This window comes from Rubripirellula tenax (assembly GCF_007860125.1).
In the GTDB taxonomy this organism is placed as follows: Bacteria; Planctomycetota; Planctomycetia; order Pirellulales; family Pirellulaceae; genus Rubripirellula; species Rubripirellula tenax.
In genome coordinates, this window is the sequence record NZ_SJPW01000006.1 from 697569 (window position 1) to 718302 (window position 20734).

At 53.4% G+C, this 20734-nt stretch carries 24 protein-coding genes; 4 read left to right on the forward strand and 20 right to left on the reverse strand.

The window, feature by feature from the left end; all coding sequences use genetic code 11:
- Window positions 1-785 precede the first annotated feature (785 nt).
- The gene (locus Poly51_RS23460) at window positions 786-995 is read left to right on the forward strand and encodes a hypothetical protein (protein ID WP_146460617.1); all 210 of its coding nucleotides are present in this window, start codon (window positions 786-788) and stop codon (window positions 993-995) included.
- 106 nt (window positions 996-1101) lie between these two features.
- Window positions 1102-1242, forward strand: coding sequence for a hypothetical protein (locus tag Poly51_RS30685; RefSeq protein WP_186775755.1), 141 nt, complete (start codon window positions 1102-1104; stop codon window positions 1240-1242).
- Window positions 1243-4321: 3079 nt separating this feature from the next.
- Here the strand turns inward: Poly51_RS30685 and Poly51_RS23465 are convergent.
- The 18 genes from Poly51_RS23465 to Poly51_RS23550 all read right to left on the reverse strand — a co-directional run bounded on the left by Poly51_RS23465 (window position 4322) and on the right by Poly51_RS23550 (window position 16451).
- Window positions 4322-4648 (reverse strand): hypothetical protein, encoded by a 327-nt coding sequence (locus Poly51_RS23465; protein WP_146460619.1) that lies wholly within the window; start codon window positions 4646-4648, stop codon window positions 4322-4324.
- Window positions 4649-4767: 119 nt separating this feature from the next.
- Window positions 4768-5196, reverse strand: coding sequence for a hypothetical protein (locus Poly51_RS23470; protein ID WP_146459032.1), 429 nt, complete (start codon window positions 5194-5196; stop codon window positions 4768-4770).
- A gap of 106 nt (window positions 5197-5302) precedes the next feature.
- Window positions 5303-5791 (reverse strand): hypothetical protein, encoded by a 489-nt coding sequence (locus tag Poly51_RS23475; protein ID WP_146460621.1) that lies wholly within the window; start codon window positions 5789-5791, stop codon window positions 5303-5305.
- Window positions 5788-6240 carry a sigma factor-like helix-turn-helix DNA-binding protein gene (locus Poly51_RS23480; RefSeq protein ID WP_146460622.1) on the reverse strand — a complete coding sequence of 151 codons (453 nt, stop codon included), beginning with the start codon at window positions 6238-6240 and terminating at the stop codon, window positions 5788-5790. Before Poly51_RS23480 ends, Poly51_RS23475 begins: the two co-directional genes overlap by 4 nt.
- Window positions 6241-6340: 100 nt before the next feature.
- A complete protein-coding gene (locus Poly51_RS23485; RefSeq protein ID WP_146460624.1) occupies window positions 6341-6874 on the reverse strand; it encodes a hypothetical protein in 534 nt (177 codons plus the stop codon).
- A 518-nt stretch (window positions 6875-7392) separates the two neighbouring features.
- Window positions 7393-7905, reverse strand: a complete 513-nt coding sequence (locus tag Poly51_RS23490) for a hypothetical protein (RefSeq protein ID WP_146460626.1) — start codon at window positions 7903-7905, stop codon at window positions 7393-7395.
- Between the two features lie 93 nt (window positions 7906-7998).
- Window positions 7999-8670 (reverse strand): tetratricopeptide repeat protein, encoded by a 672-nt coding sequence (locus tag Poly51_RS23495; protein ID WP_146460628.1) that lies wholly within the window; start codon window positions 8668-8670, stop codon window positions 7999-8001.
- A 1204-nt stretch (window positions 8671-9874) separates the two neighbouring features.
- On the reverse strand, window positions 9875-10171 hold the full coding sequence (locus Poly51_RS23500) for a type II toxin-antitoxin system RelE/ParE family toxin (protein ID WP_146460756.1): 297 nt from the start codon (window positions 10169-10171) through the stop codon (window positions 9875-9877).
- Window positions 10171-10395: an addiction module protein gene (locus tag Poly51_RS23505; protein WP_146460630.1), complete on the reverse strand. Its 225-nt coding sequence runs from the start codon at window positions 10393-10395 to the stop codon at window positions 10171-10173. The genes Poly51_RS23500 and Poly51_RS23505 overlap by 1 nt, the downstream gene beginning before the upstream one ends.
- Before the next feature lie 199 nt (window positions 10396-10594).
- On the reverse strand, window positions 10595-11128 hold the full coding sequence (locus Poly51_RS23510; protein WP_186775756.1) for a hypothetical protein: 534 nt from the start codon (window positions 11126-11128) through the stop codon (window positions 10595-10597).
- Between the two features lie 206 nt (window positions 11129-11334).
- Window positions 11335-11871 (reverse strand): hypothetical protein, encoded by a 537-nt coding sequence (locus Poly51_RS23515; RefSeq protein ID WP_146460634.1) that lies wholly within the window; start codon window positions 11869-11871, stop codon window positions 11335-11337.
- Window positions 11872-11970: 99 nt separating this feature from the next.
- On the reverse strand, window positions 11971-12252 hold the full coding sequence (locus Poly51_RS23520; protein ID WP_146460636.1) for a hypothetical protein: 282 nt from the start codon (window positions 12250-12252) through the stop codon (window positions 11971-11973).
- A 338-nt stretch (window positions 12253-12590) separates the two neighbouring features.
- Window positions 12591-12845, reverse strand: coding sequence for a hypothetical protein (locus tag Poly51_RS23525; RefSeq protein ID WP_146460638.1), 255 nt, complete (start codon window positions 12843-12845; stop codon window positions 12591-12593).
- Window positions 12846-13113: 268 nt separating this feature from the next.
- Window positions 13114-13602, reverse strand: coding sequence for a cobalamin biosynthesis protein (locus tag Poly51_RS23530; RefSeq protein ID WP_146460640.1), 489 nt, complete (start codon window positions 13600-13602; stop codon window positions 13114-13116).
- A gap of 266 nt (window positions 13603-13868) precedes the next feature.
- On the reverse strand, window positions 13869-14273 hold the full coding sequence (locus Poly51_RS23535; RefSeq protein WP_146460642.1) for a hypothetical protein: 405 nt from the start codon (window positions 14271-14273) through the stop codon (window positions 13869-13871).
- Window positions 14274-14381: 108 nt separating this feature from the next.
- On the reverse strand, window positions 14382-15272 hold the full coding sequence (locus Poly51_RS23540) for a hypothetical protein (protein ID WP_146460643.1): 891 nt from the start codon (window positions 15270-15272) through the stop codon (window positions 14382-14384).
- 60 nt (window positions 15273-15332) lie between these two features.
- Window positions 15333-15890 carry a hypothetical protein gene (locus Poly51_RS23545; protein ID WP_146460644.1) on the reverse strand — a complete coding sequence of 186 codons (558 nt, stop codon included), beginning with the start codon at window positions 15888-15890 and terminating at the stop codon, window positions 15333-15335.
- A gap of 96 nt (window positions 15891-15986) precedes the next feature.
- Window positions 15987-16451, reverse strand: coding sequence for a hypothetical protein (locus Poly51_RS23550; RefSeq protein ID WP_146460646.1), 465 nt, complete (start codon window positions 16449-16451; stop codon window positions 15987-15989).
- A gap of 172 nt (window positions 16452-16623) precedes the next feature.
- On the opposite strand from Poly51_RS23550, the gene Poly51_RS23555 reads away from it, so the two are divergent.
- Window positions 16624-16842 (forward strand): hypothetical protein, encoded by a 219-nt coding sequence (locus Poly51_RS23555; RefSeq protein WP_146460647.1) that lies wholly within the window; start codon window positions 16624-16626, stop codon window positions 16840-16842.
- Window positions 16839-17102 (forward strand): hypothetical protein, encoded by a 264-nt coding sequence (locus tag Poly51_RS23560; protein WP_146460649.1) that lies wholly within the window; start codon window positions 16839-16841, stop codon window positions 17100-17102. Before Poly51_RS23555 ends, Poly51_RS23560 begins: the two co-directional genes overlap by 4 nt.
- 1412 nt (window positions 17103-18514) lie before the next feature.
- Here Poly51_RS23560 and Poly51_RS23570 read toward each other — a convergent pair.
- Together Poly51_RS23570 and Poly51_RS31090 are read right to left on the reverse strand one after the other, a co-directional pair.
- Window positions 18515-19891: an SMI1/KNR4 family protein gene (locus tag Poly51_RS23570; protein WP_146460651.1), complete on the reverse strand. Its 1377-nt coding sequence runs from the start codon at window positions 19889-19891 to the stop codon at window positions 18515-18517.
- A 626-nt stretch (window positions 19892-20517) separates the two neighbouring features.
- Window positions 20518-20734: hypothetical protein (locus Poly51_RS31090; protein ID WP_222435913.1), on the reverse strand; the 217-nt coding region annotated here is incomplete at its 5' end.

The window sequence follows — 20734 nt, forward strand, 5'->3', positions numbered from 1 at the left end:
TAACGGTTGCCGTCACCGAGCCGGAAGTGACGACTTTCCATCGTGAAAAATGCCGCAAGTCCGGCTTCGCGTGCACGGCATGGTTCCCCGTCATATACGTCTAAAGTAACTCATCCGCTGGGATACGACGAATATACTGCAAATGCAACCACGGTTTCAACTCATCAACATCCAACACAACGAATTCGTGGTAGCCATTGCCAAGCTTTTTTGCAGATGTGTCCTGGATCGAATATGAAGTAATAAAACACGACGAAAGCCTCGGCGAAGACAGGAAGTAGTCTTTGCCAGACCGATAGAGCAGTGTGTGAATCGTCTGTCCGGCATCTGGAACAACGCAGTTTGTTTCACCCTTCATGTATTGTACGCCAAGGCTGTTCAGTCCCATCGACTTCGCGGTGCATTGTGGGCAAACGGTTAGATCAACGTGTTCATTCTCCAATTCTGTCGAATTCAAATAGCAAGGCCGCATGTTCGATGCCGAAATTCGTTCGTTAATTGCGAATGTCCGACCGCAGGAAGTGCAGTTGGGCGTCTTGAACAGAAACGGCACTGGCAGCGGGCGGTCAACCGTGCAGCAGGATTCGCAGCGATAGAGAATCTCGTCGAAACAGAAGGGTGACGTCTCAAATCCGCATGGACAGAGAAGTGTGGCTTCCCCTGCGGGCCATGAAGTGTCAACGTTCGTATCGCTCATCACTATTAATTCGGGGAACGGTAGACATCACGGGGCACGGAGAGTTGACGATCCATTACAAACAACGCCGCAAGCCGTGCTCCCGTGCATGTCATGGTTCCCCGCCGTTTTGGATCGCATCGGGTACGCTGGAAGCGGCACGAAAGCGTCGCCACCCGCACCAACCAAGGTATCCGGCGACAATTGCGAAGCCAATCCCAAAGATCACGATGAACCAGGGATCGATTGGCTCGTCGGCAAGCAATGCCTCCCCGACGTTTGTAACAAGCCCGAATACAAAGAACGCGGCGAGCAGTAGGTTGAGGATGCCAAGCGGGCGAAAAAGCCAATGACGTTGCCGATACCAGCATACCCATTCGGCGATCGCGTAGCAGCCAACGGGTAGCACGAAGAGAAAACCGCCAATGAAAGCGAAGGGATTGTCTGCCGCAGCAATCGAGACAACGCAAGCGACGAAAAAGATCGTCGAAAACGCAAAGTTGATTGCAAAGGTCAAGGTATCGAGCGCACGCGTCGCGGATCGCATTGATGTTTCAGCGGAGTAATGCGGTGGTGAGTATGGCGACGCGTCCATCTCTCAAGACGATGCTTCAGTCGGGGAACGTCACGCGTCACCCGGTACGCGCGAAAGATTCTCCACTTCAAACCGCCCGGTTCGCGTACTCGGGTGCACGCGATGGTTCGCCGACCGATTGCAATGTTACCACGATATAGACCGACGAGAAATCCACGCCTCCAATTCAACTCCTCCGACAACACACAATGATAGCAGAGAGTAATAGATCGATGAGGTGATCAATGTTGATGGTCCGTTAGCATAGAACCCCAATTCGTGAAGTTGCATCAGCGAAAAGTATGCGATCGCAACCGTTGCAAACCCTCCTGCAAAGCTCGCGGCGCGGGATGGCGCAATCGGCCCCGCGAACAATCTTCGGGGCAATCGCCAGCAAGCGGTTAGCAGCAAGCAAACAAGTCCAAAGAGGAGAGGGAAGCTCGGTTGAGACGCAACCTTCATAACGGTTGATTCAAAACCGGTCTGAGCCAATGAACCGAGGGCCCATCCAGCAGTTGCGCCGGGTACGATCCATCCGTGAGCAGCGATGCTCCGGCTATTCATCTTTTCCGTTGCCCTTGGTGTCTCGTACGGATTAACGGTCATTAGCTCGGACTCATTCGGCGAACGGCACGGTTCAGCGGGCGGCGGCGAAAGACTGAACCATAGTAAATAAGGCGACCATCGCCGCTCCGTTGCAACCGATGGTTATTTGCTTTTTTGCGCCGGAAACCAACGCAGTATAGCGTATCCACGCGTATCGAAGTGCTCTCGAAGGAAGGCCTTTAGCTCGACTGCTTCGGGCATTAGGGACGTCGTGTTCGTACGTCAATTCGAGACAACCGTTGCATCAAAGCCAGTCGGCACACCCGGCATTCGGGCGATGCAAAGCCCAATCGCAAGCATCCGGTCGGCACTCCGCGCTTTCGTCGGGATAACGTCGGACATCACGGGGGACGGAGAGTGAATCATCCATTGCGAGAAACGCCGCAAGCCGTCCTCCCGTGCATGTCATTGTTCTGCCTCATTGTACGGACAAAGTGTGACATTCGCTGCCCACCCAGCGTCGTCAGATGGCCGATCACCGAAGAGCGAGTGGGCGATGGCGTAAAGACGGTAGGTTCGCCCAGTAGGAAACCGACGAGAAATCGTGTGTTCGCGACAGACGTGGCCCAAGCGAAGCGTCACAGAAGTGGGCATTCCAAAGTCGGTTGGTGAGTATGCTAATGACAGTTCGAAGGGGCCAAGCCACATGGCGTTTGCATGCCGATCGGAAAAAATGCACGCGCCACCAAAGTAGTATCGGTGGTCGTCACGATTCGTTTGGACGAAATCAGTGCCGTCGCACCAATACTCATGATGTGAAGGATTCGAACTACGTTTCAAAACGCGTCCGATCAGAAATTCAGTCGCCCTGCGTAAGGCCTCGTGGTTGCTTGTGGTGTCATCGAACGACCCGTACGGGCAGTCTCTCCATCGGTGAAGGATTCGCGAGAACTGCTCATCCGCGTTGAGACAGTTTTCCGTTCGGCAATCATCGCGAGTCGGAGTCTTCATGATCAGATGGCAGAACGGTAGCGATATGCGGGCCGGGAGGAACAGTTTTCCATTTCGCAAATCACGCAAGCCCGGCTCCGTATCATCGCATGGTTCGCACGGGTTTTGACGCGATCTTGCACCAAGCTCTTACGAGGCACGGAGTATAGCATCCCAACGGATTGCGGCAAACGCAGTTCGCAATTTGACCAGCGCGCCAAACGCGGCGGCGAAACCGACCAAGTGATTCTGCATATTGCAGTGCAATCGGTGTTGTGCAGCAATCGCAATACGTTTGATTCGGACGCAGGTTGTCGAACATCAGGTGCGAACCCCGAACGGAAAACGCTGCGGCAGTTTGTTTGTCGCTGGCCGTGATAGCGTTCAAAACCAAACGGGTGCCATGAAAGGTGTGCGAACGGCAGTCGTAACCGGGCGACCGCCCAAAACTTTCCATTTGTAAACTCGCTGCCGGTCGCTCCGGTTCACGACATGGTTCGCCGCCGGTATCGGCACGAACGTTCGGATCAAGCAGAACAGTTGTCAAGTACCGAAAACCGACGACACTACAGCATACGCGACGACAAGTGCGGGAGAAAGCACGAACAGTTTGAATCCCCACCCGGTGGTCTGCCAATTCGATTGAAGGACATTCGCAGTGAACCAAATTGCGAATACTGCCGGGACAGCAATGGCCAACCCGATGATTGGTCCAATGTTCACGCGCGACAGTCGCTCCATGATGTCGGGGTCGGAGTAGAGAAGCCGATCAGTGATGAGAAATACAAGCGGGCCAACCGACCATGCCAGTACCGACAAAAAGCCGACCAGCCATCGCTTGCGGCGGATACGAACGGGCTTAGTTTGATGCGGAGTTGACGGCGCATACGGATTTGATGAACGCATTCGTGTGAGTGTTATACCGCGCAGATTCAACGACCGTCGGCGAACGGTGGCCATCACCGGGTGGCGGCGGTTGACGTGACTTCAAAAAAACGTGACCACCGCCACTCCGGTGCATGGCATGGTTATCGGCATTTATGGACGGGCGTTGATCGAGTGCCGGGCAGTCACGACCACGCCGCCACAGTTTAGCGGGCGCTGGTTCACGCGGCAAGCAATTCAGCGTTGACCGGGTCGGCAAGTAAACGGGCATTGCCTTCCGGCGGTGCTTGATGGCGGTGAACGAAGGATCGAAAACGTTGTTGTTGGACCAGCAAACGACAACAGCGAACACAATCAAGAATTGCGAGCGGCTTGGACGGAGCAAATCGCCAACAGAGGATTAAGGCGTTTGGATCGGCGAGTCGCTAACGCAACAGCCGAAAGACGCGCCTAAAACCAAGCGTTGCAGCAATCGTTTGTGCAAGCAAACACGCGGAACATCTGAGGGGTCAGTCCGATAACGTTACCGATCAGCCGGTCGCGGCGGTTGACCTTCCATTTGAAAACGCCCGGCTACCGCGACTCGGTTGCATCGGATGGTTCCCCGCTCTCGTCTGCACGGCGATCGGGGGCACTGCTTAAGTGTACCGTCAATCTCCATCGTCGTTCTTCAAATAGCGCCGAGTTTGCGAGTACAGGATCACAAGCGAGAGCATACCGAACGCTGTAACCAACAGTCCCTGCAGGATGCTTGCGAACGAGTTATCGTGTCCTGTCAAGAAACAAATCGGCAACGCGAAGACGCCAAAAGACATTGGCAAAAAGATCAGCCAAACGCCAATGAGTACAAGTTTTGTTCTGGGTGCAGTTGCGAGAGCGCTATATTTGGGCACGAAATTGTCGTGAATCACGTCTTGGTTGATCCGCTCGCCAAGAGGTGTGTAGGATGTCGATTCCTCAGTGTCAGGATTAGTCATCAGTTTTGACTGCCACTCTCTGTCGGGGAACGACACGCATCAGCGGGCCGGCGCGAGACGCTTTGATTTCAAAACCGACCCGACCGCTGGCTCCGTTGCATGCGATTGTTCGCCGAGTTTCACTCCCAGTGTAAATTTCCAGATTTCACGACGCGACACTCTGTAAGGTCAAAGGACGTCGCGCCCGGTGTTCCGTCCCTATTCACCTTGATCGTAATTGGTGAGGCAGAGACTGGAACGGTGCACTCGTAGGTCGTGTATCCGCCTTCGATCTCCGGAGTGTATAAGAATGTCAAATGACTGTCCTTAACTTCGATCGTCTCGAGCGTGACCGATCCCTGGCCGATACCAAAACTTTGTCTTTGGCGGGGTGGAATCCGGGTATCCAGGGAAACAACCCCGCCTGCTTCGTCAAAGTTGATAGCGCTGACCGATTGCGATGGCTCGGCATCCGCGATGATCGTCGAAGAAACATCCGTGGGCGTACTGGCAGATTGTCCGCAACCGTATGCGAAGACAAGTGACAGTAACAAAGTGGTACGGAACACGGTGAATCCTCTGTTTGTCGGCGAACGGTAGTGATCAGCGGGGACGGGCGAACGACTTGCAAGCAGACGAGAAAGCGGACCACCCGTCCTCCGTTGCATCACATGGTTATTTGCTTTTTTCGGCATCAATCCGCGGCACAGCAGCTGTTGATGACACGATCTCTGGAAGGTTGTTTATGTGAATATCCATACCCGCCAATACAGCACGGATATCCACGTCAACGCCCATTTCAGTTAGCTCGCGACATAACTTAGTTGCGCGCTCGAGCGAGGAGAGATATAGTTCCGCTTGTTTCTGCTTCACGTCGATTGAGTGCAACTCTGATTCTTGCCGATGCCGATGATCTTGCTCCCGCTCGTCGAGCTTGAGCCTTCCAATTTTATCAAGTACCTCGGACAAGATTTGCTGCGCTCTCGCAGCTTCTTGCGCGGACTTCCCTTTTAACCAAGTTCGGCCTGAGCTAGACAAGTCAGTGAAAACTCCTGGTAGGGCTTCCTTGAGGTCTGTCAGCAGTTCCTCGACGAGTCCTGCGCGGTCGGCTGACTCCTTCTCTGTCAATCCGATCTGGATGATTTCCTTTTGTTCATCGCTCATCGTGTGGGCGCTCCTTCCAAGGTCATCACTCCGGCATCTGATTGATCTTCGCGAACAGTCAGTCCGGAACCACCTGCGCCGATGTGCATTCCGTTCAGGGCGACGTAAAGCTCGGCGAGTTTCTCGCCAACCAATTGTTCATCACAAAACTCCGGCAATGCGATGCAAATAGAGACAGAGTCGGTTTCCATGGTCGGTGCTTCGCCCACTTCCGCGTCAACAATACCTGTAGCGAGCCAACGTTCAGCTTTCCTCATCGCTTCAGACGCGAATTCTTCAATGCGCTCTGTTGTTTCCTTGAACACATGTGAAACCTCTTCCAGTGTGTAGTCGTATCCGTCGCCAAGTCCGGAGAGAAGCTTCACAATCTCGCGTTCGCGATACGAGAGTCGTTTCAGAACAGCGGACCGTCCTGCTTCAGGAATCTGCTTGAATTCAGTTAAGTTCATATGATTTCGACACAAATAACGGTTGACATCACCGGGTGGCGGCGAAACGCTTGCAAGCAGACGAAAACGGCAACCACCGCCACTCCGGTGCATGTCTTGGTTATCCGAATATGCCATCGAGCAGCTGCTTTACGCCATCGACCAAATCGAGCGAAAGCTCAGACATTGGATTCGGGTAGCAGTAAGCAAGAAACGCCGACCCTACAAGAATAGCGTGAAACGAGAACAACGCAACGTCGATTGAACCGTGAAACGAAAGCAGACAAATGAACGCGATAAGACCAACCAGAGATCCACCAATCGAGCCAACGACCATGCCCGCAATGCGATCCGAGCGAGTTGCCGTCGTATGATTCCTGTCGGTCTGACACAGTGCTCCAGGCATGAAGACGATTAGGAATGACGCGACGGCGAACGTAATGCCCCCAATCGCGAAGAGTACGCTGGAAATTACAGCCACGGGTCGAGCGATGCCCGAGAAGTAGCCGAGTAATCCAGCAAGCAACGAGAATGCAAGTAGGTCAAGCGCGAAGACAAGCGAGGCAACGGCAATGATGCACCGCAGGACGAAGGAGCTAATAATGCGATGTGAAGGGCTCAAGCGTAGCTTTGGGTCAGTCGGATAACGTTTCACATCACCGGGTGGCGGCGATTGACGTGATTTCGAGAAAACGCGACCACCGCCACTCCGGTGCATGTGTTGGTTATCGGCATTTATGGACGGGCGTTGATCGAGTGCCGGGCAGTGACGACCACGCCGCCACGGTTTAGCGGGCGATGGTTCACGCGGAAAGCAATCGGGAGTTGACCGGGTCGGCAAGTAAACGGGCATTGCCTTCCAACGGTGCCTGTTGACGGTGACCGAAGGATCGAAAACGTTGTCGTTGGATCAGCAAACGACAACAGCGAGCACCATCAAGAATTACGAGCGGCTTGGAGGGAGGAAATCGCAAACGGAGGATCAATACGTTTGAATCGCAAATTCGCTAACGCAAATGCCGAACGACAACTTTCCAATCGGGCGTTGCAGTAATCGTTTGTGCAAGCAAATAAGCGGAACATCTGCGGAGTCAGTCCGATAACGGCAATGATCACCGAGCCGCCGGAGTTATCATTGCTTCAAAACACGCGCCGTCGGCGGCTTCGCGTGCATCATATTGTTATCCGACGTTGTGACGGAAAGGGGTTTTGTTCGGAATCGAGTTGTTGGTGCATCGCAGTGCAACAAGTATCAACGGGCCCTCCGTTGTCGTCAACAAGGCGATTCAGATAAAGCGTGCATTTCAAGAGAGTTTGTAACTGCAAGATATTGAATCCCGGATCGCCGTGCTCCAGTTGATAGGCAATAGTGTAGGAAAGCGACCAATCAGGCTCTGGTTGTGAAACCAGCGTTGCGATTGCGGCGGGTATATAGAATTGTTTGGCGCCTTCGTCCATGAAGCAGAACCCTCCATTGGCACGGTCTATACGAGACAGAAGGATTTGGTTTCCAATCAAATCTGTCCATGTGATTCCAACTGTTGGATCTGATTTTCGTGCCGCGAGGCGTTCTTCTGCGTCTCCGTATGCGTCTAGAACTACCGATTCGTCCCAAGAGACACTGTCACCGAGCATGCGTTCGGGGAAAACATCCAGAAGATCTTGAACAAGGGAAGCTGCATTCATTGATAGTCGGATAACGTCTAAAATCACCCGGTCGCGACGAGAGATTCTCCATAGTCAAAACGCCCGACTTCGCGACTCGGGTGCATTTTTTTGTTATCCTGCGGTTGCGGCAGCGGATTGAAGTTGTGCAAGTTGATCCGGAAACACGTTTTGATCTCCGATTCCGACAATTAGCCGAACAACCTGCTCGGCAACCAATGCCGGATCAGCATTGAAGCGGTTACGAAGTTCGGGAGCCATGGTTGCATTAACGATTTCCATTGGTACTGCCCGGTCCTCCTCATCTGCATTGATGTAATTTGACGCAAGTTTAGTCAAGGTAGCAATATCCGGGGCGTCAAGTTCACCGCGAATTTGGCATACCAACATCAGTTCGTCGGTTTTGAGATTTCGCCAGTGGTGATCAATTGATGCGAAGAATTCCCGATCCACGCGATTGAACTGTTGAAATGCTTCTGTGTAGTTTCCAGCGTCAAAAAACTGGTATCCAAGATAAAGCGGTACCCAGGGAAAGTCGGGATCAATCTGTTCAGTTTTACGTAACCACTCGACGCAATTTTGGCGATCTGCTGGCGGCCAGCGATGGTACCAAGTCAGCGCAATAGCGTACGTGGCACGAGAATCGTTCGGTTCCAAATCGAGAATCTGTTTCGCGAGCTGTTCAGCGTCAACAAATAGGCGGTTTGCAACGTCGTGATCGGTCTCGCCCTGCGCTTCCCAGATGAGGTCCGACAAACGCTCGTGCATTGATGAAGTGTCAGGCATCTATTGAGCAGGATAACGTCTCACATCACCGGGTGGCGGCGATTGACGTGATTCCAAGGAAACGTGACCACCGCCACTCCGGTGCATGTGTTTGTTATCGGCATTTATGAACGGGCATTGGTCGAGCATCGGGCAGCGGTTGCCACGCCGCCACAGTTTAGCGGGACTTGGTTCACGCGGCAAGCAATTGGGCGTTGACCGGGTCGGCAGTAAAACGGCAATTGTCATCCGACAGTGCTTGTTGACGGTAAACGAAGGATCAAAAGCGTTGTCGCTTGATCAGCAAACGAAAACAGCGAACACGTTCAAGAATTGCGAGCGGCTTGGAGGGAGGAAATCGCAAACGGAGGATCAATGCGTTTGACTCGCAAATTCGCTAACGCGAATGCCGAACGACAAATTTCCAATCAGGCGTTGCAGCAATCGCTAGTGCGAGCGAACGCGTGAAACACCTGAGACGTCAGTCCGATAACGTCGTGCATCACCGGGTACGGAGTATTGATTGACCACTTCAAAAACCGCGCAAGCCGTACTCCGGTGCATGCAATGGTTATCTGCGCCTTGGATCGGAAGCGAGTATCGGTCGGCGATCTGTTCGATCATAGCGGCGACTCCGCCGGCGGGCAACCAAATCCGTGTTTGGAGCGACGAAGCAAAGGAACCGCAGTGTGGCAATGGAAGCCGCATGCCAATGGCCAGACCGTCAAAGAAATAGACAAATCGGCCATTGGTGATGCGGGTTCCGTTGCCACACGGACCATCGGATGAAAAGTTCGAATCACCAAACGCCTCCCCCCCGTCCCCTGTAAGGCCGGCCGGGCGTCGGAGAAGTGAAATGGAGAGTTGCGACGTTCCGTATCGCGCATCCGTGTCGAACAAAAGTAAAGATTGACCACGTAGCGATATGGAATGACGCAACCGGAATGGAAGCTCATGCAAGAGCAGAGAAGCGAAGGACCGACGCGGGCCGCAATGCGGGAGCCAGTGAAGACCAATCGAGGATCAGCGTAGCATTAAAGGCCACGCCATGAGTAGAGCATCGACGAGTCGACGCGGATCGCAACGCGGGAGTCCGCAAATTCAAGCTGAGATCAGATCGTCGGTATTCATCGCAATGCCAGTTCAGATAACGGCGGAATTCACCGAGTACGGGCGAACGATGTTGCGATGGCCAGAAATCGCACCACCCGTACTTCGGTGCAATTCATGGTTCGCCGCGATCTTGAAGTCGAGACTCATCGCGACCACCGACAAACAATCCCATCACGATAATGACGTCAGATTCAATTCGATAGTAGAGGACGGCGGTGAACCGGCGAAGTCGGCTAGGTCGGTATCCAGTATGATCCGAAGCGAACGAGTGTGGCCGTTCCTGGACGACCGATACTGCAGCATAGAACTCCGTTTCCAATTGGTCGCCCAGGCCATCGCAACGTTCATCCAGCCAAGCCATCGAGACGAGCAAATCGTCGCGAACTTCCCTGGCGTAGCGGACATCCATCACGATCGGGAATCACGGATTTGTTTGCGTAGCTGCGATTCGGTTAGCGCGGAATCGGGATTTTCCAGGTAGTTCGCCAAGCGTCGGTCGAGTTCAGCGCGTTGCTGGTTAGTCAGTGATGTACCGGCGTCTTGCGGCATACGGTCCCAAATTGCTTGCACGACTAACAACTGCTCCTCCAATGGGAGTGATGCAATATCAGAAATGGCTTGTTCGACAGTCATAAGTCACCTGTGGCGGTTGGGTATTACCATCTTACCTTGCCGTAGAGAATCGGTCCAGATTCGCGAAAACCGCGTGAATACCGAAGCCGTCGAACTACTTCAGTCGGCGAACGCCCCGCATCACGGGGCGGCGGGAGTTGATATTGATTCCAAAACCGACTGGCCACCGCCGCTCCCGTGCATGCGATGGTTCGCCAGCTCATGATTCACGTATGACGTTTGCCAGTTCTACAACGCCATATCGCGGGCAGCCAGCAATGTTGAACGCAATTTTAACGGAACCATCGTAGCAGTGACATAGAGGCGATGAGCCATTGGAAAGTGATTGTTGCATTTCGTAGTGGCCAGAACCGCGGTACGGTTCGTACGAGTATTCGCCCTCGCACAACGGCGGGATGTCAGTTGCAAAGATTCCGACCGCGTCGTCACTGAAATAGAACTCGTTTCGGTGGTCCTTCTTTCGTTCCAGCTCAGTGTCGAGCACCTGTAGAATGCGACCGTACCCGATCGTCCGGTTTCCTTCGCGCAACAGGAATGGAAGTCCGGAAAATAATCGGTCGATGTGATTCTTCGGATTCGGAAACGTCAGTTCTGCGATTGTTGGCTGTCCGGGAACTAGTTTCTCAATGCTCCCATAGTCGTGAACCGCGTCCCAATCATCGCCAAGCAGGTACAACTGGGGGCGATAGCCGGATGCAACGCTAGAGCGTCGTCCTCCATGCGATTCTGGCAAGAGAGTCAATTCTACGCGGATGTGGGGCATAACTTTCGTTGGCGAACGTCTCACATCACCGGGTGGCGGCGATTGACGTCATTTCGAGAAAACGTGACCACCGCCACTCCGGTGCATGTGTTTGTTATCCGCCGTACTGGGCGGGCATCGGCCGACCGCTGGGCAGCAGTAACCACGTCGCCCCAGTCTAGCGGGCGGTTATCCGTTCAGACTCGGGCAAGGGAGCGTGAACGCCTAAACGCTAGAAAAGCGTAGAAGGGAAAGAGAAGAGATAACCCAACGAGAACGCAGACGTTGTAAATGACGATCAGGGTAATGTCACCGAAGAATGAAGAGGTGAAGTGTTGGAACATCCGGAACATAAGGATCAAAGACAAGGGCACAGACGGCAGCAAGAGAACAGGAAGTCGATGAAAAAACTGCGGGATCGGTCTATATTCAACACAAACAACAAAAATTGACATAGCCAAGAAGTAGCACACTGGCGCGAACACACACAGCCAGTAAGAAATCGCAATCGACGCAGGTAGAAACCCGATAAACATCGGAATAATTCGCCAAGCTGCAAGTGCCGACAAAACGGCAAGAAGGGTAACCGTGAATCGGTGATGGCGAGTAGATTCCGCTGCATGGAGTGATTGGCCGTCCACCGAAGAGGGAGAGTAGGGGTTTTGATTCATTTCGAGCGCATCAGTCGGATAACGGTAGCCGTAACCGGGCGGCGGCGAAAGATTTGCAAGCAATCGAAAAAACTAACCACCGCCGCTCCGGTTCACGGCATGGTTACCCGCGTTTTGGCGAACACGAAGTATGTCGTTCGGCTACGCGACACGTGATTCTAATCAGCGAGATACAACAGTACCAATATACACCAACCCAATACTGAGCCACGTCCATGCAAGCAGTTTAGCAAGGGTGCCAAAGGGTTTAGGCAGTTTGTATTGAAACGCAACGTGGTTGAAAAGAAGCATCAGCGTTACCACGATGCTCGTATATTTCCGGTAACCGTAGTCACCGTCTGCCACCAGAATTGCAACATTCGCAACGAGCATGACGAGTATAAAGCCGAGGAAAGCATTCTTGTACGGAAAACGATGCCGCGACGCCTGAATAGTTTCGGTCATCTGCTGCTCGCGTTTAAGTTTGGAGTGGCGTCATTCGGGTAACGGTTGACATCACCGGGTGGCGGCGAAACGCTTGCAAGCAGACGGAAAAATTGACCACCGCCACTCCGGTGCATGTCTTGGTTATCAGACTTACAACGCTGCGCTTCGGGGTGGCAGTGGAGGAACATTCGCCCGCTGCCGCAAGCTTCCCATCTTAACGCAATTTGCCCCGCTCACGGGTGGGAAGTGGGTGGTGTTCCTGGAGATCCGCAGTATTTGGTTCAAATCTGAATTGCAACCACAGGCATGCGATGGCAGCGGGGCACCATCGCATCGGGCTCATTGCAATGCGATTCTCAGGCTGCGTTTCGGTATTCGTCGTCACGAACATTCTCGACGCTAGGGCTTTGCCCGTCCGATTCGGTAACTTGCTTTTTGGGAAAAACTTTACCCCAGACAAAGTTTCCGACGAACGCTCCGACGGTAACGAACAGAATCAGTCCCTTGCCCCTAGGCTGGTTGCCGTCTGCGCTAGAAGCAACGAACATAATAGCAATACCTGCGCCAGCACCGACTAGGCCACCGACAAGTCCTCCGGGATTCAAATCCATTTTCATTCTCCAGTTTGGTACAAATCTTCCCCGCGACGAGAAAGCTGAGATCGTCATACATAGAGAATGTGCGTTTCGTCAACGCCAAGTCGGATAACGGTAGCGATATGCGGGCGGCGGCAGTTGACTAACCACTTCAGACCGGCGACCACCGCCGCTCCGTCATCATCGCATGGTTATCAGACTTACAACGCTGCGCTTCGGGGTGGCAGTGGAGGAACATTCGCCCGCTGCCGCAAGCTTCCCATCTTAACGCAATTTGCCCCGCTCACGGGTGGGAAGTGGGTGGTGTTCCTGGAGATCCGCCGTCTGGGATGCGTTGGTGCGAGAAGTAGCATCGCAGGATGCACCAAATAGCGTATACGGCCCAGGTAGCCGAGGCAAGTTGCATCAGGAGCACCGGCGAGAGCCGAGAAGGAATCCAGTTCCAAATATCCCAAGGGTCATGAGTGGTCGCGGAAACGACAAATGCAACGGGGTAGACAAAACACATCACGGCGGTCCATGGGAAACGTTTGAATGACGCGGGCGTAACGCGCAAGCCGTTGGTTGCGATGAACAACGCCCAGAAGTCAAGAACAAACGTGTCGGTCCAATACGCAACAGCGATCGGCCAGACAAGTTGGAACAGCCCGAAGCGGTTGACGACCTTTCGCGTGTGCGCGGCAAGAGGACGCGGAATGAGCGTGATACCGCGCCGTGTAAAGTCGAGCGTCCCATGGTGTGGTGCTTCGTATGGATTCACGTGTGCGGCCACAGCAATTTCAGTCGGATAACGACCGGCATCACCGGGTGGGGAGATTAAAGTTAACCATCAGAAAACGGCCGCAAGCCCCACTCCGGTGCATGCCATGGTTATCAGACTTACAACGCTGCGCTTCGGGGTGGCAGTGGAGGAACATTCGCCCGCTGCCGCAAGCTTCCCATCTTAACGCAATTTGCCCCGCTCACGGGTGGGAAGTGGGTGGTGTTCCTGGAGATCCGCGGTTTTAGTCCGTCCAGTGAATTCCGGTAAGGCCAGAGTCAGTCAAAATAGTAGGTAAAGTAACCACCAGGGTCAATCTGTGCGAGGAAGAACGCGGAGATGCACGCCAGCAAGTAGAGAGCAGGGAAAAGCGATGCTTTCTCAGGGCGGTTGATCGCCCGCGCAGTGAAGAACGAAGCGACAAATCCGGCCGGTGCCCAGAGCAGGAACCCAATCGTCAGGACCGCAGACACGTTAAAGATGATGCCAAGTGGTGTGCTAAATGAGCCGAGCTTAGCTCCCCGCATTCCGAGCGATGATTCCATCGTTACAACGACGTAAACGAGTAGTGCAGCGACAATCGGATACAGCGTGAGTGCAATCACGAGCGATCGAACGCACCAGTGCATGCCTGGCGTCACTGAAGAGTGCGACGTCGTCGGTTCGTATGGATTGACGATCACGCGTTACACTTCAGTCGGATAACGTTACCAATCACGCGGTTGCGGCCAAGTGACTTGCTATCAGGAAACGCGCGACCCGCAACTCGCGTGCATTGGATCGTTATTTGCCTATCCGGGTTGCTCGATTGATTTGACGAGTACGCCCAATGCAATTCGCATTGCGGTTGCCGCAGTCTCCAATTCTTCAACGGTGAGAACGACCTTTGTGCCAAGGAGTTTTGCATCTTCTGGGATCATTTTTATGTAACGGTCAGTGATTTCACCGCCAGCGTGAATGCAGACGTGCCGTTTTTGGAATACACGCCGAAGAGCCAGAAGATTGTTGCCCGTGACGCTTGCCAGCATATCTACGCCCGCATGATCCTTGAAGTATTTGCGAGCGTCAAACAGGACTTGGAAGTTACCCTTTTCGCTGCTAACGCGAGTCGCTTTGCGATTGCAGAAGACCTCAAACGTGGAGACAAGGTCGCCATAGGCGTGACGTCGTTGACGATTTTTATCAGGTTCAGTGTCGAGTTTGCGTTTGATGTTGGCCCAGTTGGCATCGTAGACCTGGAGGTTTTCACAACTACAGCCTGGGCAAAAGCCGAAGATTCCATACACTTGAAATCGTATCGAGCATTCCGCGCAATGGAATTCAGTATCGACTTCGCGTTCGACGTAGTCGGGGCGAACCGCTCGCTTGGTCGGTTGGCGTCCTGGTTTATAGGTGATGTTCTTTGACCCGCGAAACGCGTTCTTGAACATTTTTTGGAATTCGTTTATCGCGTAAACGCGAGCTTCTTCAATTGCCGCTTCTTTGGCATATTTCAATTGCGGCGAAGTGAAGAGGCTGTTGCGTGAGAACCGAACACCGCAATACGGGCAGTGAAGATAGTCGCCGTGGTCTGGGACATAGATTTTGAAGTACTGCTTGCAACCTGGCGCATCACAAGCGCGGCCGACGAATCCATCGGCGTCCGTAGGAATCGCAATTGTGAATGTCTTGTATCGCGACATCAGTCACCATGGGGCAAATAACGGTTACGATCAGCCGGCGGCGACGGAAGATCAACCACTTCAAATCGCCCGACTTCGCCGCTCGGTTGCATCGTTTGGTTCCCCGCCGCCTAGTGATGGTGTTGAGGTCAGCGTTCCATCAGCAGCAAACACTGGATTCTGGCGGTAGAGCCCAAGGAAAGCAAATGCAATTGGTATCCAAATCGGCATTAGGAGGATGAATTGAGCCATAAGTCCGCCGTTTGCGATCCCTGTTGCGGCTCCAATTCCCCGACCCGCGTTCGGTAGATTCCACATCGCACCAATTGCGAAAAAGTAAAGAACTTCAAACAGCAGCAACATCGCAAGTAATCGTGCACAGGTCGCGGAGCCAAGACAGAGCCCAACGGAAGCGACGATGATCGAGATGTAGCAGACGATGCAAATCGCGGACATTACGTAAAACGCAGTGAAAAAGTGGGGCAATTGAGCAATGTCCGGCGATTCGTCGAACGCACCTTGAAACGCAACAAAGAGTGAACCTGCGTTGTATAGCAGTCCGAATAGAGCAGCGCAAATCAGCAACGTCGCAATAGCATAGGATGCGTAACGTTGAGTCGGTGTGCGTCTTGTGGTCATCAATTTCAGTCGGGGAACGACAAAAATCACCCGGTTGCCGCCAAGTGACTTTGATTTCAAGAAACGCCCGATCGGCAACTCGGGTGCATTTTATGGCTATCGCGATTGTCGTTTGGCGTAGCGTTCGAGTACAGCATCCGCCATGAGTTCTGGAGTGAGTTCACGTTGATTGTCGCCGTCACCGAAGTACTCGCCCGGCCAAAATACCAAATCGGAAATCTGATTGTCACCAAGTGTCTTTTTGATCGTTGTGAAGACGTACTGCAGATACGCGTTGTCGCATGGGTCGGCGAGTACTTTTGCAAACATAGTGGCAAGGGCGTCACGCTCTAACCCCGGCAAAGCTTCCGTGGCGCGATCAGTCAACACGCGACGGACATAGTCAATGTGTTCTTCTGCCCCGTAGATTCCTTGGAACTCAGAAAACGGAATGCTTGTACCAGCCAATTGATTGAACTCGGCAAGAATTGAAGCGTCGGCATTTTCGTCGCCGCCATCTAGCCGCGCCGCCAGTGCTGCAAGGCGCTGCAACAGGTCTTCATCGAGTTTCGGTTGAGCCATGATTCGTGAACTCAAAAGCGATAACGTCCGCGATGACCGAGTCGCGGCAATGTGGTGACCATTTCTAAACGCCGTACCCGCGACTTCGGTCCATCGCTTGGTTCGCCGCATTTGTGCAGCGGCATGCGGGCATGATACAATGGAGTGTCCGTCAGCAATATCGGAGAATCCTATGGTAAAGGTAGTAGCAACGAACGACCAAGCCAAACTGCTCGCCGAATCGAACGAATCCGTCGAGTTTGTCGATGCCAATGGCAAGCGACTCGGAACGCTTATGCGTCCCCCAAGTGATGAAGACATCCGAATCGCCAAAGAGCGCATTGCAGGTGACGGCAAACGCCACACAACCGATGAAGTTGTGACGCGTCTCCGTTCGCTGGAGCAATCGTGAAGTACAATGTCTATTGGGAAGAGAATGCGACACAGGAAGTTGCAGCGGAATCCCTTGCCGGAAATGACAAAGTCGCAATCATAGACGCGACACACCAAATCGACCGAGCACTAGAATCCGATCCAATCGGGAATGGTATGCCTCTCAACGAAGGAATGTTCTACATAGACCGTCCACCACTGAGAGTGATCTATTCGATCTATTCGATCGATGCGGAAGCCAATCGCGTGGATGTCGGGCGTATCCGCCGCATACCGTAGCGCCCAGTCGACGAACGTTACCGATCACCCGGTCGCCGCGGGAGATCTTCCATTGTCAAAACGCCCGACTCGGCGACTCGGGTGCATCGGATGGTTCGCCGCAATCAAGATTCGGCAAAGGAGCGTAGTGCATCCAGATCACGCAGCTGTCCATAACGGTAATGATCATCGTCCAGGCATAGCAAACAGTCTTTCAGGCTACAGTGTAGATTGTCCACGCCATCTATTGAGATTGACGTGTTGCACACTGATAGCATTCTCAGCTGTGGGATTTTAGCAATCCAATCAATCGCAGCATCAGAGATTTGAGTGTGCCACAAGAATAGGTATTGGAGACTCTCCATTCGCGACAGGTATCGAATACCGTGGTCGGAGATGCATGTCCCGCCGAGGTCAAGTGCCTCGCAATGCCGGAAAGTTCCAATTGCCTCCAGATCAGCGTCGTCAATGGGAAGGCAACGCAGGTACGCCCCCTGGACGGTCGATCGTAGAAAGTTCGTCGAATGAAACCAGAAAGACCCACCGCGACGAGCGATCCGGATGCAGCCGTGTCGTTCTTCCGGTTTGGCGGCAAGCCAAGAAACGCGACATTTCAGACGACGCCAGAAACGAATCTTGAGATGATCTGGAATGTCCGAATTGGGGGGATTCATGTGACACATCTCGTCTGTCGGCGAACGGTGGTCGTAACCGGGTCCGCGCGGTTAACTCTGATCTCAGGAAACGCCGTTTCGCGGACTCCGGTTCACGACTTGGTTACCCGCCGTCTGGGATTCGAATTGGCGTTGAACGCTGCATTGCATTGTTCGAGACAAAAGAACTTTGAAGTCCAGATGGAATTATAGCAACCCGAGAGATCGTCAGGAACACTTTGCTACCTAGAATTTGCCGCCTGGGCATCGGCCTACCATGAAGATCAACCAATTCACTGAGTCGGACGTCCCAGCGATGAACCGCGTCAGCGGGCATTTTGTTGGTGGGGTCGAACCACGTCGATGTGAGAAGAAGCAAACGATAGCGAGGCAAGTAAAGCTCGGTCTCCGTCCCGCCGTTTGCCACTATGTGGAAAGTACCGTGTAGTTCCGCGAATCTAGCCACGATATTTAGGTCTGTGCTTGAGCGATTTTTTAAGATCGCCACGAAGCGAGGGTCAGGCGAATCGTCATATTCCAGCGTTAGCGCAAGCAAGTGTGAAAGCCCTGCCTCGTCCGCAGCAGCTTCGGCAATAGGCTGGCCAATGGATGTCGGGGGAACTGAAGCAATCAAGCAGAGGAGCAGTGAAAGCATTAAGACAATCTGTGTCGGGTAACGTTTGCCATCACCGGGTGGCGGGGGACGACGTGACTTCGAGAAAACCCGACCACCGCCACTCCGGTGCATGGCTTGGTTCCCCCTTTTCCATAGCTGCATCGCTATACGCCCGAGGCCATTAGGTCGCGCCACTTCTTGGCGTTGCGGCCGTGGCAATGGACTCGCTTCTTTCGAGCATCGTAGAACGCTTCAAGATATGGAAAGTCCGGCCCCACGCAACCAACACCACTCCATCGCAGCAAAAATTCTACGAAGTTTTGACCTAGCACTCGGTTATGACTCTCGTCGTTTTCATGGCTGAGATAGACAATCGGGCATTCCTCGGTTCCATTTCGCATGTCGAAGGCGATGTAGTCGCCATTTCCTGTTTCGATAAATGGTAGTCGTTGATTGAAGGCTTCATGAAAATAGGGCATTTCGGATTGACAGTTCTTTGCTGCAACTACAGCGAACTCGGGTAAAGTGGCAACGTCCCAAAGGTCTGCAAAACAGCCACAGCATTCTCGCAATTCGTCCGGAAAGTCATCAGAAAGTGGGCTTTCCATTAGATCCCACGAGAAACTGACCTTGCGAGCGTAGTGCGTCAGCACATGTTCAAATTCCGACGGTAGTCGTCCGCCGACCTTTCTCCGCAGCGTCGCCAGTTGGCGCTCGTTGATCGGTTTGTAGACCTTCGGCTTTTGGTCCACATTGCCGTCGCGCGCTCTAGTTGCATCGCAAGCCCAACACCAATGATCCTGAACGCTTTCCCACCAACTGGTTGTCATCTGCTTGACACCCGACAACTCATCTTCCGGAATCAACTCCGGCGGATCAACTTGTTTCGGTGGCTTCTTCTTTGGCGTGGTCGAAGTGGCCGCCGCGACCCCTGCGGCGGATGCATGCCACTCAAACTCATCCTCAAGAGCCAAGCCACGAAGCCCTTTTGATTTCACGAGTTGCCGAAAGGAATCGCTTGCCAAGATGCACAAGTCTTCCTTCGCGCGAAAGATCGGCACGCTATACAAATCTTTTGGATCGAAGACGTATTTTGTGACGTATCGGTACGCCATCTTGTGCGAGATGCTACCTTTTCCAAGTTCAACCTCTACAAGTGGATTCAGAAGATAGAGCTCTTGTGGTTCCGCGATTGGTTTATAGTCTTCTCCGCCTGAATCGACGCCCCGTTCGCCAACTACACCGACGGGCAGGAATTCAACGTGTTCACCAATGAGTGGTGACAGAGCGTGTTTTGCTTTCTGATTGACGGCAAAGCACGATTCGATCTCATAAATGTCGGTACGCTGTTCGTCCCGTTCGATAATGACCGAAGGCGGAATCCACCCCTCGGACAACGGCTTGCGGTCGAAACAGTCCTGAAATGCAATCGCCGACGGTGGATAAACCGGCTCTCTATCGACCAAATAGGATACGACAAACGAGAGAGTATCGTGTTCATTGTAGTCGGGCTGAAGCACGTAGAGGATCGGCTCGCTCATTGCGTTTTGACGATTCAAGTGTGAAGGTCGAGATAGAGGTATTTGTTGGGGGAACGGTTGGCATCACCGGGTGGCGGCGAACGTCGTGAATTCGAGAAAACCGCACCACCGCCACTCCGGTGCATGCCGTGGTTATCCCATTGCATTGGATCGAGCGTTGAATCAGCGATGTGCAGTTGCGACCACCGTTTCACAGCATAGCGGGCATTGAATCGTGCGGCAAGTTTCGAGCGTTGCCGACCGTCAGCGGGTCGGGCACGGCGACCGAAGGGAGCCGAAACGCGGACTCTCTCGCCAATGGCGATGCCCGGTGGGAAAAGACAAAAAGAGCCATTGGCGAGAGTGTCCGCGTTTCGGCAGCTTGCAGCGGAGTAAACCATTCCAATGCCAAACGAACCGCAAGCTTCGGGCATGGGGAAACGCTGGCAGCAAATTGGAGAACGTGACGTTCCGCATCGCCGGAAAAAATAGATCAGCGCGACCAAGAGATTTTCCGGCGATGCGGTACGTCACGTTCGGACGTGATTTCGAGAAAACCCTTTGAAGCAAAGTCGGCCGACATCCCCGGCAGTCGGGTGCTGCGGATCGAACCGCTACGAAGCGAGATCGGTCGGCACCTCCGCGCATTAGTTGGGATAACGGTACGCATCACCGGGCGGCGGCGAAAGACTTGCAAGTAAACGGAAAAACTGACCACCGCCGCTCCGGTGCATGCGATGGTTATCAGACTTACAACGCTGCGCTTCGGGGTGGCTTTGGAGGAACAGGTTTTTAGTTTTTGGTTGCACGTCATGTTGTGATTTGTGAGAATCAAAATGCACGGATCGGGTCGCGGAGACCGTC

What these genes read in the sequence shown, in the direction of transcription:
- Poly51_RS23555 (WP_146460647.1), top strand. Translation starts at nt 16,624, where the DNA reads ATGGTAAAGGTAGTAGCAACGAACGACCAAGCCAAACTGCTCGCCGAA.
- Poly51_RS30685 (WP_186775755.1), top strand. Translation starts at nt 1,102, where the DNA reads ATGAAAGCGAAGGGATTGTCTGCCGCAGCAATCGAGACAACGCAAGCG.
- Poly51_RS23540 (WP_146460643.1), bottom strand. Translation starts at nt 15,272, where the DNA reads ATGTCGCGATACAAGACATTCACAATTGCGATTCCTACGGACGCCGAT.
- Poly51_RS23460 (WP_146460617.1), top strand. Translation starts at nt 786, where the DNA reads ATGTCATGGTTCCCCGCCGTTTTGGATCGCATCGGGTACGCTGGAAGC.
- Poly51_RS23465 (WP_146460619.1), bottom strand. Translation starts at nt 4,648, where the DNA reads ATGACTAATCCTGACACTGAGGAATCGACATCCTACACACCTCTTGGC.
- Poly51_RS23550 (WP_146460646.1), bottom strand. Translation starts at nt 16,451, where the DNA reads ATGGCTCAACCGAAACTCGATGAAGACCTGTTGCAGCGCCTTGCAGCA.
- Poly51_RS23570 (WP_146460651.1), bottom strand. Translation starts at nt 19,891, where the DNA reads ATGAGCGAGCCGATCCTCTACGTGCTTCAGCCCGACTACAATGAACAC.
- Poly51_RS23525 (WP_146460638.1), bottom strand. Translation starts at nt 12,845, where the DNA reads ATGGATTTGAATCCCGGAGGACTTGTCGGTGGCCTAGTCGGTGCTGGC.
- Poly51_RS23500 (WP_146460756.1), bottom strand. Translation starts at nt 10,171, where the DNA reads ATGGATGTCCGCTACGCCAGGGAAGTTCGCGACGATTTGCTCGTCTCG.
- Poly51_RS23475 (WP_146460621.1), bottom strand. Translation starts at nt 5,791, where the DNA reads ATGAGCGATGAACAAAAGGAAATCATCCAGATCGGATTGACAGAGAAG.
- Poly51_RS23495 (WP_146460628.1), bottom strand. Translation starts at nt 8,670, where the DNA reads ATGCCTGACACTTCATCAATGCACGAGCGTTTGTCGGACCTCATCTGG.
- Poly51_RS23490 (WP_146460626.1), bottom strand. Translation starts at nt 7,905, where the DNA reads ATGAATGCAGCTTCCCTTGTTCAAGATCTTCTGGATGTTTTCCCCGAA.
- Poly51_RS23545 (WP_146460644.1), bottom strand. Translation starts at nt 15,890, where the DNA reads ATGACCACAAGACGCACACCGACTCAACGTTACGCATCCTATGCTATT.
- Poly51_RS23520 (WP_146460636.1), bottom strand. Translation starts at nt 12,252, where the DNA reads ATGACCGAAACTATTCAGGCGTCGCGGCATCGTTTTCCGTACAAGAAT.
- Poly51_RS23480 (WP_146460622.1), bottom strand. Translation starts at nt 6,240, where the DNA reads ATGAACTTAACTGAATTCAAGCAGATTCCTGAAGCAGGACGGTCCGCT.
- Poly51_RS23505 (WP_146460630.1), bottom strand. Translation starts at nt 10,395, where the DNA reads ATGACTGTCGAACAAGCCATTTCTGATATTGCATCACTCCCATTGGAG.